Origin of the sequence: Solwaraspora sp. WMMD1047, from assembly GCF_029626155.1 — a bacterium.
Classification (GTDB): Bacteria; Actinomycetota; Actinomycetes; order Mycobacteriales; family Micromonosporaceae; genus WMMD1047.
In genome coordinates this window covers 6,274,399-6,289,708 of record NZ_JARUBL010000001.1, presented here as the reverse complement: position 1 = coordinate 6,289,708, position 15,310 = coordinate 6,274,399, and the positions used below count along the sequence as shown (strand labels likewise).

Here is a 15,310-nt window from a genome sequence, read left to right as displayed (position 1 = left end):
AAAATGATACTAGCGCTCCTTCGTCTGCCGATCTACGCTACCGGGACCAACAATTGGACTAGACCAAAGATGATCTTTGGAGGTGCATGTGAGACGGGAAGCTTTCCGGCGGGTGGCCGCCGCGGCCATGGCCGGCGCGCTCGCCACGGTGCTCGGCGCCTGTAGCGGGTCGGACAGCGGGGACGACAAGGTCGAGGTGGTCTTCTCCTACCTGTGGGCCGGCGAGGAGGCGGCCGCGCTGGAGCGGGTCATCGCGGACTTCAACGCCAGCCAGGACGAGATCAGGGTCCGGGGTGTCTCCAACCCTGACTTCCAGAAGCAGCTGACGTCGATGTCCGGCGCGGAGGGCAGCTTCGACATCTCCGACCACTTCGGCAACGGCGTCGGGGCCTGGGCCAGCAAGGGCATCCTCGCCCCGCTGGACGACTTCATCGCCGCCGACGGGTTCGACACCGCCGACTTCGTCCCCGCGGCGATGTCCCAGATGAGGTACGAGGGCAAGACGTACTCGATGCCGATCGCGCTGCACGCGCAGATGCTGCTGTACAACAAGAAGCTCTACGCCGAGGCCGGTCTCGACGGGCCGCCGGTCACCACCGAGGAGTGGGCGGAGCAGATCGCCAAGCTCACCAAGCGTGGTGCCGACGGCACGATCACCCAGCTCGGCTACGCCAACGCCGAGATCAACACCTCGTTCACCACGCTCGGCTTCATGTTCGGCGGTGCCTGGGACGACCAGTCCGGCCGACCCACCCCAGCCGACCCCGGCAACGTCGCCGGTCTGGAGTTCTACACCGACAACATCCCCGGCGAGTACGGCGTGGAGGAGGTCCGCAAGTTCACCTCGGGCTTCGGCGAGTACGCCTCCGCACAGAACCCGTTCTACGTCGACAAGGTCGCCACGATGATCGACGGCGAGTGGCAGTCGGTGTTCATCGACAAGTTCGCGCCCAACCTGGAGTGGGGCGTGGCGCCGTTGCCGTACCCGTCGGACCGGCCGGGCCTCGCCGGCACGACCCAGGTGACCACCAGCACGCTGTTCATCCCGCGCAACGCCAAGCACCCCGAGGAGGCGTGGGAGTTCATGAAGTACCTGCTGTCCGAGGATGCCATGGTCCAGTTCACCCTGGCGCTGGGCAACCTGCCGGCCCGTACGTCGTTGCTCGACGACTCGCGGTACAACTCGCTCCCGCAGTTCTCGACCTGGCTCGACGCACTCCGTAGCCCGAACGCCAAGTCGCTGGCCAGCATGCCGTGGTCCGCCGAGTACACCAGCGACCTCGGTCAGGCGTTCGACGACATCGCCGAGCAACGCTCGTCGCCCGCCCAGGGCCTCGCCGCCGTGGCAGAGAAGGCGACCTCTTATGCACCGTAGGTCCACCAGCTCGCGACGCCAGCTCCGGCTGGGGCTGGCGTTCGCGAGTCCATGGCTGCTGGGCTTCGCCGCACTGGTCCTCGGGCCGATCGTCGCGTCGGGGTACTACAGCTTCACCGACTTCAACCTGTTCCAGTCGCCGACCTACGTCGGCATCGACAACTACCGGGCACTGGCCGCTGACGACAGGTTCGCCACGGCACTGTTCAACACGCTGTACCTGACCGTCGTCGGCGTGCCGCTGGCGCTGGGGCTGTCGTTGGTGTTCGCGCTGGCGCTGAACACCCGGGTACGCGGACTGCCGTTGTACCGCGCCATCGTCTACCTGCCGACGATCGTCCCGATCGTGGTCAGCGTGTACGTCTGGCGCTGGCTGCTCAACGCGCAGTACGGGTACTTCAACCGGATCCTCGGCCTGTTGCACCTACCGCAGCCGAGCTGGCTGGAGGACCCGGCGTTCACCAAGCCCGCGGTCGTGCTCATCGGGCTGTGGATGGTCGGCGGCACGACCGTCATCTACCTGGCCGCGCTCAAGGACGTGCCGAGCGAGACCTACGAGGCGGCGCTCGTCGACGGGGCGGGGCCGTGGCAGCGGTTCCGCGCGGTGACCTGGCCGGCGATCAGCCCGGTGACGCTGTTCCAGCTCATCGTCGGGCTCATCACCAGCCTGCAGCTGTTCACCCAGCCCTACCTGCTGGCGCAGACCCGACTCAACGCCGCCGCCGGCGGTCCCGACGACTCACTGCTGACCTACGGGATGTACGTGTACCAGAACGCCTTCGTGTTCCTGAAGATGGGCTACGCCTCGGCCCTGGCCTGGGTGCTGTTCCTGATCACGCTCGCCTTCACGGCGGTGCTGATGCTCACCTCCCGCCGGTGGGTGCACTATGGATAGACAGGCCCGCGCTGCCGGCCGCTACGCCCTCGTCTGGGCGATCGCGCTCGGCATGCTGTTCCCGTTCATGATCATGCTGGGCACCGCCCTGAAACCACCGGACGAGGTGTTCTCGCTGCCGCCCCGGGTGCTGCCCGAGCAGTGGGAGTTCGGCAACTTCGAGGCGGCCCTGTCGGCGATGCCGTTCTGGCGCTACCTCGGCAACACCCTGCTGGTGTCCGGGCTCTGCGTGCTCGGCAGCCTGATCTCGTGTCCGCTGGTGGCGTACTCGTTGGCGAAGCTGCACTGGCCCGGCCGCAACCTCCTGTTGGCGCTCGTCCTCGGCTCGATGATGCTGCCCCCACAGGTGACCCTCGTCCCGCTGTACCTGCTGTGGAACAAGATCGGTCTGGTCGGCACCTACTTCCCGCTCATCGTGCCCAGCTTCCTCGGCACCCCCTTCCTCATCTTCATGCTCCGCCAGTTCCTCGTCGGGATCCCGGACGCGCTGCTCGACGCCGCCCGGATCGACGGCGCCTCGGAGCTTCGGGTGTACTGGCGGATCGTCCTCCCGCTGGCCCGGCCCGCGCTCGCCACCGTGGCGGTGTTCCAGTTCGTGTGGACCTGGACGGATTTCCTCAACCCGCTCATCTACCTGAGCGACAGCAGCCAGTACACGCTCTCGATCGGGTTGTACGCGTTCTTCTCCGAGCGCGGCGTCGACTGGGGTCCGCTGATGGCGGCCAGCGTCATGTTCACGCTGCCCGCACTGATCATCTTCCTGCTCGGCCAGCGTTACTTCGTCGAGGGCATCGCGACGAAGGGCCTGAAGTGACAGGAATCCTGCAAACCGCGAAAGGAACGTCCATGCCGTACCAGGCGATCAGCGGCACCTTCCTCGACGAGATAAGCGTCGACATTCCGTCCCAGAACTGGGGCGAACGGGAGTGGGCCCGCGAGTTCGACACGTTCGTCGCCGCCGGGATCGACACCGTCGTGCTGATCCGGCTCGGCCTGGGCGAGCGGCTGGCCTGCCCGAGCCGGGCGGTCAGCGACCGGATGCCCGCGCTGCCCGTCCACGTCGACCTGGTCCGGCTCTTCCTCGACCTCGCCGCCGAACGGAACATCGACTTTTTCCTCGGCCTCTACGACTCGCACCATCACTGGTACCGCTACGACTGGCAGACCGAGGTCGAGGTCAACCTCGCCGTCATCGACGAGGTGTGGGACCGCTACGGCGGGTCCCCGGCGCTGCGCGGCTGGTACCTGCCGCACGAGACGACCGACACCAGCCTGCGCATCCTCGACATCAACACCACCCTCGCGGCCCGGCTGCGCGAGGTCAGCGACCTGCCGATCCTCGTCTCGCCGTTCTTCCACGGCCGCGCCGACATGGCCACCAGCACCGACCCCCGCCAGCGGCCCCGCTCGCCCGAGGAGCACGTGCGGATCTGGGAGGAGATCTTCCAGCGGTACGCCGGGCTCGTCGACTTCTGCGCCTTCCAGGACGGCACCGTGGAGCTGGCCCGGTCGGCCGAGTACTTCGCCGCCACCGCGGAGGCCGCGAGCCGGCACGGGATCGTCTCGTGGGCCAACATCGAGACCTTCGACCGGGACATGCCGATCCGGTTCCCCCCGACCGACTGGCGCAAGCTCGCCCACAAGCTGGACGCCGTCCAGCCGTACGTCGAGAAAATCATCACCTTCGAGTTCTCCCACTTTCTCAGCCCCAACTCGGTGTGGCCGGCGGCCCGCAACCTCTACGACCGCTACGGCGAGTTCCTGACCAGCAGGGGTGCCCGATGAGTGCGCCGGCTGGCGCCGTGACCGCGATCGCCGGCGGCCTGGTGGTCTCCTGTCAGGCGCCCGAGGGGCATCCGCTGCGGACGCCGGCGGTCATCGCCCGGCTCGCCGCCTGCGCGGCCCTCGGCGGTGCCGCCGCGGTGCGCGTCAACCACCCTGACGACGTGCGCGCCGTGAAGTCCGCCGTGGCCCTGCCGGTGATCGGGCTGCACAAGGTACGGGCCGCCGACCGCGACCTCATCACCCCACGCTGGGATCTCGCCGCGGATCTCGCCGCGGCCGGCGCCGACATCGTCGCCGTCGAGGCCACCGGCCGGGGTGAACTGCCGATCGGCGAGTTCGTCGCGCGCATCCACGGGCAGCTCGGACTGCCCGTCATGGCGGACGTGGCGACCCTCGTCCAGGGCACCGCGGCCTGGGCGGCCGGAGCTGATCTGGTGGCCACGACGCTGTCCGGGTACACCGAGGACAGCCCGCGTCAGTCGGCACCGGACCTCGCCCTCGTCGCGGCGCTCACCGCCGCCGGTGTTCGGACCGTCGCCGAGGGGCGGCTCGGCACCGCCGACCAGGTGCGCGCCGCGTTCGCCTCCGGCGCGTTCGCGGCCGTGGTGGGAACGGCGATCACCGATCCGGTCGCGCTGACCCGCGGCCTCGCCGCGGCCGTCCCGCGCGCCGTCAGCCCGGTCGGGCAGGGCTGATGGACGGTGCCACGATCGGCCTCGACATCGGGGGGACGAAGATCGCCGCCGCGCTCGTCGGCGCCGACGGCACCGTCGGGCCGGTGCGTCGCGCGCCGACCCCGGCCACCCGGGGCCCGGACGCGGTGGTCGCCGCAGCCGTCGACCTGGCGGACCGGGTGCGGCGGGAGGCGGCGGAGGCACCGGTGGCGTGCGGGGTGGGTACCGCCGGCGCCGTCGATGCGACCGGCCGCATCACGCACGCCACCGACACCCTGCCCGGCTGGCCGGGCACCGAACTGCGGGCCGTGCTCGCCGCCGCGCTCGACCTGCCGGTGGTGGTGGCCAACGACGTGCAGGCGATGGCGGCCGGCGAGGCGTGGCACGGCGCCGCCGCCGAGGCGCGCGACGCGCTCGTCGTCGCCGCCGGCACCGGCATCGGCGGCGCGATCGTGATCGGCGGCGAGGTGATCGTGGGCCGGCACGGCTTCGCCGGCAGCGTCGGCCACCTGCCGGCCACCCGGCGCCTCGGCCGGCGCTGCGGCTGCGGCGCCACCGACCACGTCGAGGCGTACGCGGCCGGACCGGCGATCGCCGCCGAGTACGCGGCCCGGACGGGCCGTGCCGCGGCCCCACCGCTGGAGGCGGTCGCGGCGGCGGCCGCCGCCGGCGACCAGGTGGCGGTGCAGGTGATCGACGCGGCGGCCCGGGTACTGGGCGACGGCCTGGCCGCCGCCGCGAACCTGCTCGATCCCGAGGTGGTGGTCCTCGGCGGCGGCGTCCTCGGGCTCGGTGAACCGTTCGTCACCGCGGTCGGCGCCGCACTGCGCGCGGCGGCGCTGCCCGGGGTGGACGGGTTGCCGGTGCGCACCGCCCGGCTCGGCGCCGCCGCCGTGCTGGCCGGCGCCGCACTGCTCGCGCGCCGCGCCGTGGCGGGCGCCGGGTGACGTACGCTGGGATCGAGGTCAGCCCGCGGAGCCGGACCCGCGAGGTTCACCTGGCCATGATCAGAAAATGGCGTTGAGGACGAGCTCGGCGGCGGGGTCGGCGGTGCGGTTTCAGCCGCGCGGCGGCGGGGGGAGCCGGGGCGGGCTGGTGGCCAGCTTCAGGTCGAGCGCGCCCCCGGTACGCGAGTTGGCCCGGTCGAGGATCGCCGAGACCGGCACGTACTGGTTCTGCTCGGCGGCGTTGGTGCAGGCCCCGGAGCCGGGGTCACCGTTGGAGAGGATGCCCAGCGCCTTGCCGTCGGCCTCGGTGAACAGCGGCCCGCCGCTGTCGCCGAACCGGGCGCAGATCCGCACGTTGATGGTGCTGGTGACGCTGTTGACGGTGCCGCAGCGGGTGCCGGGGGTGTAGCCGGCGCCGGCGCCGGAGTCGATGTACTGCTCACCGGCGGCCGGGGTGTAGCCGGAGCCGGTGGCGCAGACCACCCAGCCGACCTGCACCTGGGCCGGCGGCACCAGCCCGGTGATCCGGATGGTCTTGCCGCGGGTCGCACCCGGCGGCCAGTAGTTGACCGTCGCGTCCGACCAGGTCGGCTTCCGGCCCGGCGTGGTCGGGAACCAGAAGCCCTCCGCGCCGGCCTGGAACGGCATGATCGCGTAGTCGTTCGGGAACGCGTTCTCGGCGAGGCCGGCGTTGGTGTCCTCGATCGTCACCGGCCGCCGTGGGCCGAGGTACTGGTGCCACAGCTCGTTGCGGTGGGTGTGCCGGGCGCCGATCACGCAGTGTCCGGCGGTGAGCAGGTAGCGGGCGCCGGTGCTGCCGGAGCGGAGGTTGAAGCCGCTGGTGCAGCCGCCGACGGTGCCGTCGTTGCGGGGGACGTCGAGCCGGATCCCGCCGCGCATCGGCGGCTGATCGCAGTAGCGCGGGTCGCACGCCTTCGGCACCGCACCGGCGGCCACCCGGGGCCGGGTCGTCACCGGCACCCCGGCGGCGGCGATGGCGCCGGCCAGCCGGGCGTCCCCGGCCGGCACCGCGTCGCCGGTGAGCACCACCAGGGTGTTGCCGGGCTGGTCCACCACCACGTCGGTGCCGGCCAGCGCACCCAGGGTCGCCGCCAGCTCGGTCGCCGCGGAGTTGAGCCGGCTCAGCGGGTGGGTCACCGGCACCACCCGGAGGTGGTCGGCGTCGGGCAGGTCGGCGAGCGCCGGCCGGATCCGCTCCGCGTCGGTCGCCGCGATGGTGAGCACACCGCCGGCGGTCTGGTCCAGCCACATGCCGCCGTACTCGGCGGGGAACTGCCGGGCCAGCCGGTCGGCCAGCTCACCGGCGGTCTGCTGCAGGGCGAGTCGGCGGGCGGCCTCGTCGGCCGGCACCCCGTACCGCTGGCGCAGGTGGGTGATCGAGGCCGGGGCGGCGGCGGCCACCTCGGCCGGGTCCGGGGCGGCCAGCGGTTCGACGCGGGCCGGTTCGCCGGCCGGTGGCGCGGGCGCCGGGGTGTCCGCCCCGGCGGCCGGGTCGCCGGCCGGGTCGGCGGTTGACGCGCCGGCCAGCGACCCGCTGGCGCCGGTGAAGGTGGCCACCGGCGTCTCCGGCCGGTCGGCGGCGGCGGCGTACACCGTCACCCCGAGTACGCAGGCGGCGGCGGTCAGGCCGGCGATCAGGATGCGACGTCTTCTGGGCACGTCATGTCCTCCCCGTGAGGCGAAGCGGCGGGTGGTCCGGGACCGGACCGGCTTCCATCGACCGCCGCCGACGGAGTCTAGACCAGCGAGTCCCGCCACTGTTGATGCAGCGCCGCGTACCGGCCGCCCGCGCTGGTCAGGGCCGCGGGGGTGCCGTCCTCGACGATTCGGCCACCGTCGAGCACCAGCACCCGGTCCGCGATCTCCACCGTGGAGAGCCGGTGCGCGATGACGAGCGCGGTCCGGTCGGCCAGGATGGTCCGCAGCGCCCGCTGCACCAGCCGTTCGCTCGGAATGTCCAGGGACGAGGTCGCCTCGTCGAGAATCAGCACCGTCGGGTCGGCCAGGAACGCCCGCGCGAACGCCACCAGTTGGCGCTGGCCGGCCGAGAGCCGGCAGCCGCGTCGGTGCACGTCGGTCCCGTATCCCTCGGGCAGGGCGTCGATGAAATCGTGCGCGCCGATGGCGCGGGCGGCGGCCACCACCTCGGCGTCGGTGGCGTCCGGGCGGCCGAACCGGATGTTGTCGGCGACGGTGCCGCTGAAGAGGTGGTTCTCCTGGGTCACCACCACCACCGCGCGGCGCAGCTCCGGGTCGGCGACCCGCCGCAGGTCCACCCCACCGAGCGTGACCGCCCCGGCCGTCGGGTCGTAGAAGCGGGCGACCAGCTTGGCCAGCGTCGACTTGCCGGCCCCGGTCGCGCCGACCAGCGCCACCGTCTGCCCGGCCGGGATCCGCAGGTCGAGGCCGGGCAGCACCACGGTGCCGTCCCGGTAGCCGAAGCTGACCGAGCGGAACTCGACGGTGCCGCGGTCCGACCCGTCGGGCAGCGGCGTGGGCCGCTCCGGCTCCGCCACCGAAGGCCGCTCGTCGAGTACGCCGGTGAGCTTCTCCAACGCCGCGGTGGCCGACTGCAGCGCGTTGTAGAACTGGCTCAGATCCTGCATCGGCTCGAAGAACCGCCGCAGGTAGAGCAGGAACGCGGCCAGCACGCCGACCTCGGCGTGCCCGTCCAGCACCCGCAGGCCGCCGTAGGTGAGCACCACCGCGATCGTCACGTTGCCGATCACCTTGATCGCCGGCGAGTAGACGGCGATCAGCCGGAACGCCCGCAGGTTGGCCCGCCGGTAGTCGTCGTTCACCGCGTTGAAGATCTGCTGGTTGCGCCGTTCCCGCCGGAACGCCTGCACCGCGCGGATGCCGCCCAGCGACTCCACGAAGTGGACGATCACCAGCGAGACCGCCTCCCGGGTCCGGCGGTAGGCGTACCCGGAGGCGCGGGCGAACCAGCGCGACAACAGCAGCAGGAACGGGAACGCCAGCAGGGTCACCAGGGCCAGCGGCGGGTCCAGCCAGAGCAGGATGCCGGCCACCGAGGCGATGGAGAGCACCGCCAGCACCAGGTCGTCCAGGCCGCCGTCGACCAGTTCGGCGATCGAGTCCATGTCGCTGGTGAGCCGGGCCACCACCCGGCCGGAGGTGTAACGCTCGTGGAAGCCGACGGAGAGTCGCAGGAAGTGCTGGTAGACCCGCTGCCGCAGGTCGAACAGGATCGCCTGGCCGATCCGGCTGGAGAGGGTGAGGAAGCCGCGTTTGCCGGCGTACTCCAGCAGCGTGGCGCCGGCGAAGGCGGCGCCGATGCCGATCAGCAGGGTCGGGTCGCCGGCCGCCAGCGGCTCGATCGCCCGGTCGATGCCGAGCATGACCAGGTACGGGCCGGCCATCCCGGCCGCGTTCTGCAGCAGCAGCAGGGCCACGGCCACCGCGAGCAGCCGGCGGTGCGGCCGGACCAGCGAGCCGAGCAGCCCTCGGCTGCGGGTCCGCAGCCGGGCGATGGCGGCCAGCGTCTCGCTCTCCGCGGCGGTGCGGTCGGCCTCCGGGTCGACCGCCCGCCCGCGCCAGCGGGCCAGGTCGAGCGCGCTCGGTGGCGGCCGGGTCATCAGGACCGGACCAGGCCGAGACCGGGCGCGGCGTCGACGCCGGCCGCCGGCTCGGTCGCGGTGGCGGCCAGAATCATCCGGTACGCGGGCACCGTCGCCAGCAGTTCGGAGTGGGTGCCGACGGCGGTCACCCGGCCGCCGTCGAGCAGCGCGACCCGATCGGCGAGTGCGACCGTCGACGGCCGGTGCACCACCACCAGCGCGGTGGTTCCGCGCAGCACCCGGGCCAGCGCGCGCTCCACAAGCGCCTCGGTGTGTACGTCGAGGGCCGACAGCGGGTCGTCGAGGACCAGCAGCCGGGGCCGGCCGAGCACCGCCCGGGCCAGGGCGAGCCGCTGCCGCTGGCCGCCGGAGAGGGAGAGCCCCTGTTCCCCGATCCGGGTGGCGAGCCCCCAGGGCAGGTCGTGCACGAAGTCGGCCTGCGCGACGGTGAGGGCGGCCCGGACGTCCTGTTCGTCGGCGTCCGGCCGGCCCAGGGTCAGGTTCTCCCAGACCGACATGGAGAAGAGGGTGGGTTCCTCGAACGCCACGCCGACCACCTGCCGCAGCGAGGCCAGTTGCAGGTCGCGGATGTCCTGGCCGTCGAGGGTGACCCGCCCGCCGGTGACGTCGTGCAGCCGGGGGACCAGCGAGAGCAGGCTGGTCTTGCCGCTGCCGGTGGCGCCGACCACCGCCATCGTCTCGCCGGGCCGCAGCTCCAGGTCGACGCCGCGCAGCACCGGGGTGGGGGATCCCGGATAGCTGAAGGTGACCCCCTCGAACCGTAGGTGTCCCCGGACCGCCGACCGGCACACCGGGACGGCGCCGGGTCGATCCATGATGGACGGCTCGGTGTCGAGCACCTCGTAGATCCGGTCGGCGGCCGTCTTCGCCTCCTGGGCGTGGGCGATGATCCAGCCCAGCGACTCGATCGGCCAGATCAGCATCAGCTGCAGCGTCACGAACGCCACCAGCTCGCCGATGGTGAGCGCGCCCCGGGCGGCGGCGACCGTGCCGGCCACCAGCACGGCCACCAGGGTCAGGTTCGGCACCAGGTCGAACTGGGCCGACGCCCCGGCCAGCAGCCGGCCCTTGCCGACCGCCGTGTCGTGCAGCCGGCGGGTGCCGGCCCGGAAGCTGGTCGCCATCAACGGCTGCCGGCCGTACGCCTTGACCGTCCGCACCCCGCGCGCCGACTCCTCCACCAGCGTGGCCACGTCACCCTGCTCGTCCTGGACCCGCCGCGAGACGGCCAGGTACGCGCGGGTGAACCGGCGGCTGACCAGGAACAGCGGCAACGAGCTGGCCGCCACCAGCAGCCCGAGCTGCCAGTGCAGCCCGATCAGCAGGGCGATCACCGCCAGGTAGGTGGCGAGGTTGACGATCAGGAACATCAGCCCGAACGACAGGAACCGGCGCAGCACCGACAGGTCACTCGTCACCCGGGAGAGCAGTTGACCGGACTGCCAGCGGTCGTGGAAGGAGACCGGCAGCTGCTGCAGGTGGGCGTAGAGGTCCTCCCGGATGCTGGCCTCCAGCCCGACCGCCGAGGACGACTGGACCCAGCGCCGGACGAAGATAAGTGCCGCCTCGGCGAGGCCGAGCAGCAGCGCGAGCCCGCCGAGGCGGAGCAGCCCGCCCGGGTCACGGTTCGCGACCGGCCCGTCGACCACCTCCCGGATGACCATCGGCACGGCGAGGCCGGCGCCGGTGGCGGCGAACGCGGCGGCCAGCAGCCAGGCGAGCTGGCCGGCGTACGGCCGGACGTAACGGCGCAGCCGCCAGAGACTGTTGCCGGCCCGCCGGTCGGGTCGGTGCCGGTCGGTTCCCGGGCGGGGGGCGTCGACACCGTCCGGGGGCACTACTCGAAGGTATCGGCAAATCTTGATACGGGAAGAGTCGGCTTCCCGTCACCTGCCGGTCACCGGCGTTCGTGTCCGAGAAGCCATTTCTTCACCTCCAGCCCCCACCGGTAGCCGCCGAGCCCGCCGTCGGTGCGGACCACCCGGTGGCAGGGGACGAAGAGCGCCACGGCGTTGCGGGCGCACGCCGCGGCGGCGGCCCGGATCGCGGCGGGCCGGCCGGCCAGCTCGGCGAAGCCGGTGTAGGTGACGGGTTCGCCCGCCTTCACCCCGCGCAGCACCTGCCAGGCGTGCGGCAGGAACACGCCCCCGGTGCGCTGGGCGACCGGGACCTCGTCGATGGCGGCCAGGTCGCCGTCGAGGTAGCGCCGGACGGCGTCGCTGACCGGACCCAACTCCGGCCGGGTCCGCACCGGCCCGCGCAGGTCCGGGTGGACCAGGGTCAGCAGCGGCTCCACCTCGGCGGTGAAACCGGCGGCCCGGACCGCCCCGTCCGGGCCGGCGACCACGGTCAGCGGGCCGGCGGGCGTATCTGTGGTGCTGGCGTAGAGGGTGTCGGTCACCGGTTTCTCCATCTGTTTCGGCGGGTCGGGTCGTTCTCGTGGGTCGGGTCGGTCTCGTGCGTCGGGTCGTTCTCGTGGGTCGGGTCGGTCTCGTGCGTCGGGTCGGTCTGGTGCCCCGGGTCGGTTTCGTGCGCAGTGGCGGGTGGCGCCCCCGCCGTCCAGAGCCGGATCACCGCGTACGAGCGCCAGGGGCGCCAGCGGGCGGCGTATCCGGTCAGGGCCGCCGGGTCGTCGGGCAGGCCGAGCGCCGCCGCCCCCCGGCGCACCGCTAGGTCGGTGCCGAGGAACACGTCCGGGTCGCCGGCTCCGCGCATCGCCACGTAACCGGCCGTCCAGGCGCCGATCCCGGGCAGTGCCGTGAGCCGGCGGACCAGCTCCTGCCGGTCGGTGCCCGGGTCCAGGTCGAGCGAGCCGTCGGCGACCGCGCGGGCCAGCGCCCGCAGCGTCTCCCGCCGGGCGACCGGCATCCCGAACGCCTCGTCCGGCAACCCGAGCAGGTCGTCGGCCGACGGAAACGCCCGCAGCCCGCCGGCAGCCGGCCCGGGGCACGGCGCGCCGTCGGCGTCGCCGGGCGGGTCGGTTGCGGCGGCGAGGCGGGACAGGACGGTGCGGGCGGCGGAGACCGAGATCTGCTGGCCGACCACGGCCCGGACCGCCATCTCGAAGCCGTCGACCGCGCGCGGGACGCGTACCCCCGGGTCTTTGGCGACCGGGACGGCGAGTGCCGGGTCGGCGGCGAGGGTGGCGTCGATGGCCTCGGGGTCGGCGTCCAGGTCCAGCAGTCGGCGGCTGCGGGCCACCGCCGGCGCCAGGTCGCGCAGGTCGGTCAGGTGCAGCGTCGCGGCGACGTGGCCGGGCAGCGGGGTGAGCGTGATCTCGGCCGGCCCGTGCGGCAGCCGCAGCCCGCGCCGGTAGGTGCCGCCGTCGACCTGCTCGACGCCGGGTATGGCCCGCAGCGCCAGGAAGTCCAGCAGCGCGCCGGTGTGCAGCGGCGGCCGGTAGGCGAGCCGGAGGCTCACCACGCCCGCGCCGACTGGCCGGTCCGCGCGGCGGTGCGCGGCCGCGCGCAGCTCGGACGGGGTGGTCGCGAAGACCTCGCGGAGCGTGTCGTTGAACTGTCGGACGCTGCCGAACCCGGCCGCGAACGCGATCTCCGCCAGCCCCAGCTCGGTCGTCTCCACCAGGATCCGGGCGGTCTGCGCCCGCTGGGCCCGGGCCAGCGCGAGCGGACCCGCGCCGAGCTGCGCGGTGAGCATCCGGTGCAGGTGCCGTTCGGTGTAACCCAGCCGGGCGGCCAGCCCGGGCACCCCGTCGCGGTCCACCACCCCGTCGGCGATCAGCCGCATCGCCCGGCCGACCGCGTCGGCCCGCACGTCCCAGTCCGGCGACCCGGGTGCGGCGTCCGGTCGGCACCGCCGGCAGGCCCGCAGCCCGGCGCGCTGGGCGGCGGCCGCCGACGGGAAGAACCGGACATTGGCCCGCTTCGGGGTCAACGCCGGACAGGACGGCCGGCAGTAGATCCCGGTCGAGGTCACGCCGGTGTAGAACTGGCCGTCGAACCGTTGGTCCCGGCTGTCGACGGCCCGGTAGCACCGCTCGAAATCTAACTCCACGGGTTCGATGGTGCCCCCTGCGCCGCCGATTGACTGGCGGAAATCGGACCTCGCCGCCCGGCGCGTAAGCTGGCCTCCCGTGAGCCTTTCCATCGGCATCGTCGGCCTGCCCAACGTCGGCAAGAGCACCCTGTTCAACGCGCTGACCAAGAACCAGGTGCTCGCCGCGAACTATCCGTTCGCCACCATCGAGCCCAACGTCGGGGTGGTCGGCCTGCCGGACGAGCGGCTGCACAAACTCGCCGAGATCTTCGACTCGCAGAAGGTGCTGCCGGCGCCGGTCTCGTTCGTCGACATCGCCGGCCTGGTCCGGGGCGCCTCCAAGGGCCAGGGCCGGGGCAACGCGTTCCTGGCCAACATCCGCGACGCGGCCGCCATCTGCCAGGTGGTGCGGGCCTTCTCCGACCCGAATGTGGTGCACGTCGACGGCAAGGTGTCCCCGGCCGACGACATCGAGACGATCAACACCGAGCTGATCCTGGCCGACCTGCAGACCGTCGAGAAGGCGCTGCCCCGGCTGGAGAAGGAGGCCAAGCTTCGCAAGGACCGGGCCCCCGTCGTCACCGCCGCCAAGGCCGCCGGCGAGCTGCTGAACACCGGCGTCACCCTGTACGCCGGAGCGGCCGCCGCCGGCATCGAGCTGGCCGACCTGCGCGAGCTGCACCTGCTCACCACCAAACCCTTCCTCTACGTCTTCAACGTCGACGAGGACGAGCTGGCCAACCCCGATTTCCTCGACGAGCTGCGGGCCCTGGTCGCCCCGGCCGAGGCGGTCTTCATGGACGCCAAGGTCGAGTCCGAGCTGATCGATCTGCCCGCCGACGAGGCCCGGGAGCTGCTGGAGTCGATCGGGCAGGCCGAGCCGGGGCTGGACCAGTTGATCCGGGTCGGGTTCCGCACCCTCGGGCTGCAGACGTACCTGACCGCCGGGCCGAAGGAGGCGCGGGCCTGGACCATTCCGGTCGGGGCGACCGCCCCGGAGGCCGCCGGGGTGATCCACTCCGACTTCCAGCGCGGCTTCATCAAGGCCGAGATCGTCTCGTACGACGACCTGGTCGCGGCCGGCTCGATGGCGGCGGCCAAGGCGGCCGGCCGGGTCCGCATCGAGGGCAAGGACTACGTGATGCGCGACGGCGACGTGGTGGAGTTCAGATTCAACGTCTGATCCGGCGGGACCGACGAGGCGGAGCCGGCGGCGGAGCCCTTGAGCGTGTCGCGCAAGGGCTCCGCCGCGCCTACCAGATGAATGGGTCAGTCCTGGCAGTCGTTCGATTCGTACACATACAGCGCCGTCGAACCTTCTCCCCGGTCAAGATCGGAGAGGGTCAGCCGCCGCACGGGAACCGTCAGCCGTTGTCCGGTCCAGCCGCTACCGGCGTCAAACCACACCTCGACTGTTTCCGTTCTTGGCAGCTCACGCGGACCGACCGCGAGGACCGTCACGAGGCACACCTCCCGTTCGCGGCAGTGGTACCCGTGCTGGGCGGGTGGAGCGCCAACAGCCGGCTGGGCGCCGGCTTGTCCGGTGGGACAGGGAAACTGTTCATCGGGTCGGACCTCCCATGTCCGATCAAGGCCCCGGGTTGGCGTGTCCGCGCCGCTCGGGGCCGCCATCTAGCCCGACATTACCGCCGACCGGCCTAGGTTGCCTAGGGTGCCCTGGGTGCCGTTATTGCCGTAGGTGCTCGTTCTGCATCCGATGATGAAGCCATGACGGCAGAGATCGACCCGATGTCGCCGGTACCGCGGTACCGGCAGCTCTCGGCGATCCTGCGTGCGGCGATCGAGGCCGGGGAGTACCCGCCGGGTAGCCGGCTCCCGTCCGAGAAGACCCTCACTCAGACCCACGGAGTAGCCAGGGAGACCGCCTCGAAAGCGATGGACGCGCTGGCGGCCGACGGCTTGGCGGTCATGGTGCCCGGCATCGGGTGGCACGTCCCGCTTGAAAGTTCTTGACTAGCGTGGACAGCAGGCCGTGCTGGTTGAGAGTTCGATGG

Annotated in this window: 13 protein-coding genes and 1 pseudogene; 8 read left to right on the top strand and 6 right to left on the bottom strand. The window is 72.4% G+C overall.

The features are described from left to right. Positions 1-88: 88 nt before the first annotated feature. From O7627_RS28765 to O7627_RS28740, 6 genes are read left to right on the top strand one after another with little or no spacing between them, the layout of a single operon-like run. Positions 89-1,375, top strand: coding sequence for an ABC transporter substrate-binding protein (locus tag O7627_RS28765; protein WP_278096586.1), 1,287 nt, complete (start codon positions 89-91; stop codon positions 1,373-1,375). Further along, entirely contained in the window at positions 1,365-2,270 is a 906-nt protein-coding gene (locus tag O7627_RS28760) for a sugar ABC transporter permease (RefSeq protein WP_278096585.1), read from the top strand. The genes O7627_RS28765 and O7627_RS28760 overlap by 11 nt, the downstream gene beginning before the upstream one ends. Beyond that, positions 2,263-3,084 (top strand): carbohydrate ABC transporter permease, encoded by an 822-nt coding sequence (locus tag O7627_RS28755; RefSeq protein WP_278096584.1) that lies wholly within the window; start codon positions 2,263-2,265, stop codon positions 3,082-3,084. The genes O7627_RS28760 and O7627_RS28755 overlap by 8 nt, the downstream gene beginning before the upstream one ends. A 32-nt stretch (positions 3,085-3,116) precedes the next feature. After that, complete coding sequence (locus tag O7627_RS28750) at positions 3,117-4,055, top strand: DUF4434 domain-containing protein (protein WP_278096583.1); 939 nt, start codon at positions 3,117-3,119, stop codon at positions 4,053-4,055. After that, positions 4,052-4,750, top strand: a complete 699-nt coding sequence (locus tag O7627_RS28745; protein WP_278096582.1) for a putative N-acetylmannosamine-6-phosphate 2-epimerase — start codon at positions 4,052-4,054, stop codon at positions 4,748-4,750. Before O7627_RS28750 ends, O7627_RS28745 begins: the two co-directional genes overlap by 4 nt. Further along, positions 4,750-5,676, top strand: coding sequence for an ROK family protein (locus tag O7627_RS28740; RefSeq protein ID WP_278096581.1), 927 nt, complete (start codon positions 4,750-4,752; stop codon positions 5,674-5,676). The genes O7627_RS28745 and O7627_RS28740 overlap by 1 nt, the downstream gene beginning before the upstream one ends. Positions 5,677-5,787: 111 nt before the next feature. Here the strand turns inward: O7627_RS28740 and O7627_RS28735 are convergent, their stop codons facing one another. The 5 genes and pseudogenes from O7627_RS28735 to O7627_RS28715 all read right to left on the bottom strand — a co-directional run. Next, positions 5,788-7,356, bottom strand: coding sequence for a trypsin-like serine protease (locus O7627_RS28735; protein WP_278096580.1), 1,569 nt, complete (start codon positions 7,354-7,356; stop codon positions 5,788-5,790). A 77-nt stretch (positions 7,357-7,433) separates the two neighbouring features. Continuing rightward, complete coding sequence (locus O7627_RS28730; RefSeq protein WP_278096579.1) at positions 7,434-9,296, bottom strand: ABC transporter ATP-binding protein; 1,863 nt, start codon at positions 9,294-9,296, stop codon at positions 7,434-7,436. Next, entirely contained in the window at positions 9,296-11,053 is a 1,758-nt protein-coding gene (locus O7627_RS28725) for an ABC transporter ATP-binding protein (RefSeq protein WP_278098473.1), read from the bottom strand. Before O7627_RS28725 ends, O7627_RS28730 begins: the two co-directional genes overlap by 1 nt. Positions 11,054-11,196: 143 nt before the next feature. Further along, the gene (locus O7627_RS28720) at positions 11,197-11,700 is read right to left on the bottom strand and encodes a methylated-DNA--[protein]-cysteine S-methyltransferase (RefSeq protein WP_278096578.1); all 504 of its coding nucleotides are present in this window, start codon (positions 11,698-11,700) and stop codon (positions 11,197-11,199) included. 152 nt (positions 11,701-11,852) lie between these two features. Continuing rightward, positions 11,853-13,313 (bottom strand): annotated as a pseudogene (locus O7627_RS28715) (AlkA N-terminal domain-containing protein); the annotation flags it as partial. Between the two features lie 79 nt (positions 13,314-13,392). Between O7627_RS28715 and ychF the strand changes: the two are divergent. Next, positions 13,393-14,478, top strand: coding sequence for a redox-regulated ATPase YchF (gene ychF, locus O7627_RS28710; protein ID WP_278096577.1), 1,086 nt, complete (start codon positions 13,393-13,395; stop codon positions 14,476-14,478). Positions 14,479-14,564: 86 nt separating this feature from the next. Here ychF and O7627_RS28705 read toward each other — a convergent pair whose 3' ends face one another. Further along, positions 14,565-14,756 carry a hypothetical protein gene (locus O7627_RS28705; protein ID WP_278096576.1) on the bottom strand — a complete coding sequence of 64 codons (192 nt, stop codon included), beginning with the start codon at positions 14,754-14,756 and terminating at the stop codon, positions 14,565-14,567. Between the two features lie 267 nt (positions 14,757-15,023). Here O7627_RS28705 and O7627_RS28700 point away from each other — a divergent pair, with 267 nt between their 5' ends. After that, on the top strand, positions 15,024-15,269 hold the full coding sequence (locus O7627_RS28700; protein ID WP_278096575.1) for a winged helix-turn-helix domain-containing protein: 246 nt from the start codon (positions 15,024-15,026) through the stop codon (positions 15,267-15,269). The last annotated feature ends 41 nt before the right edge of the window (positions 15,270-15,310 follow it).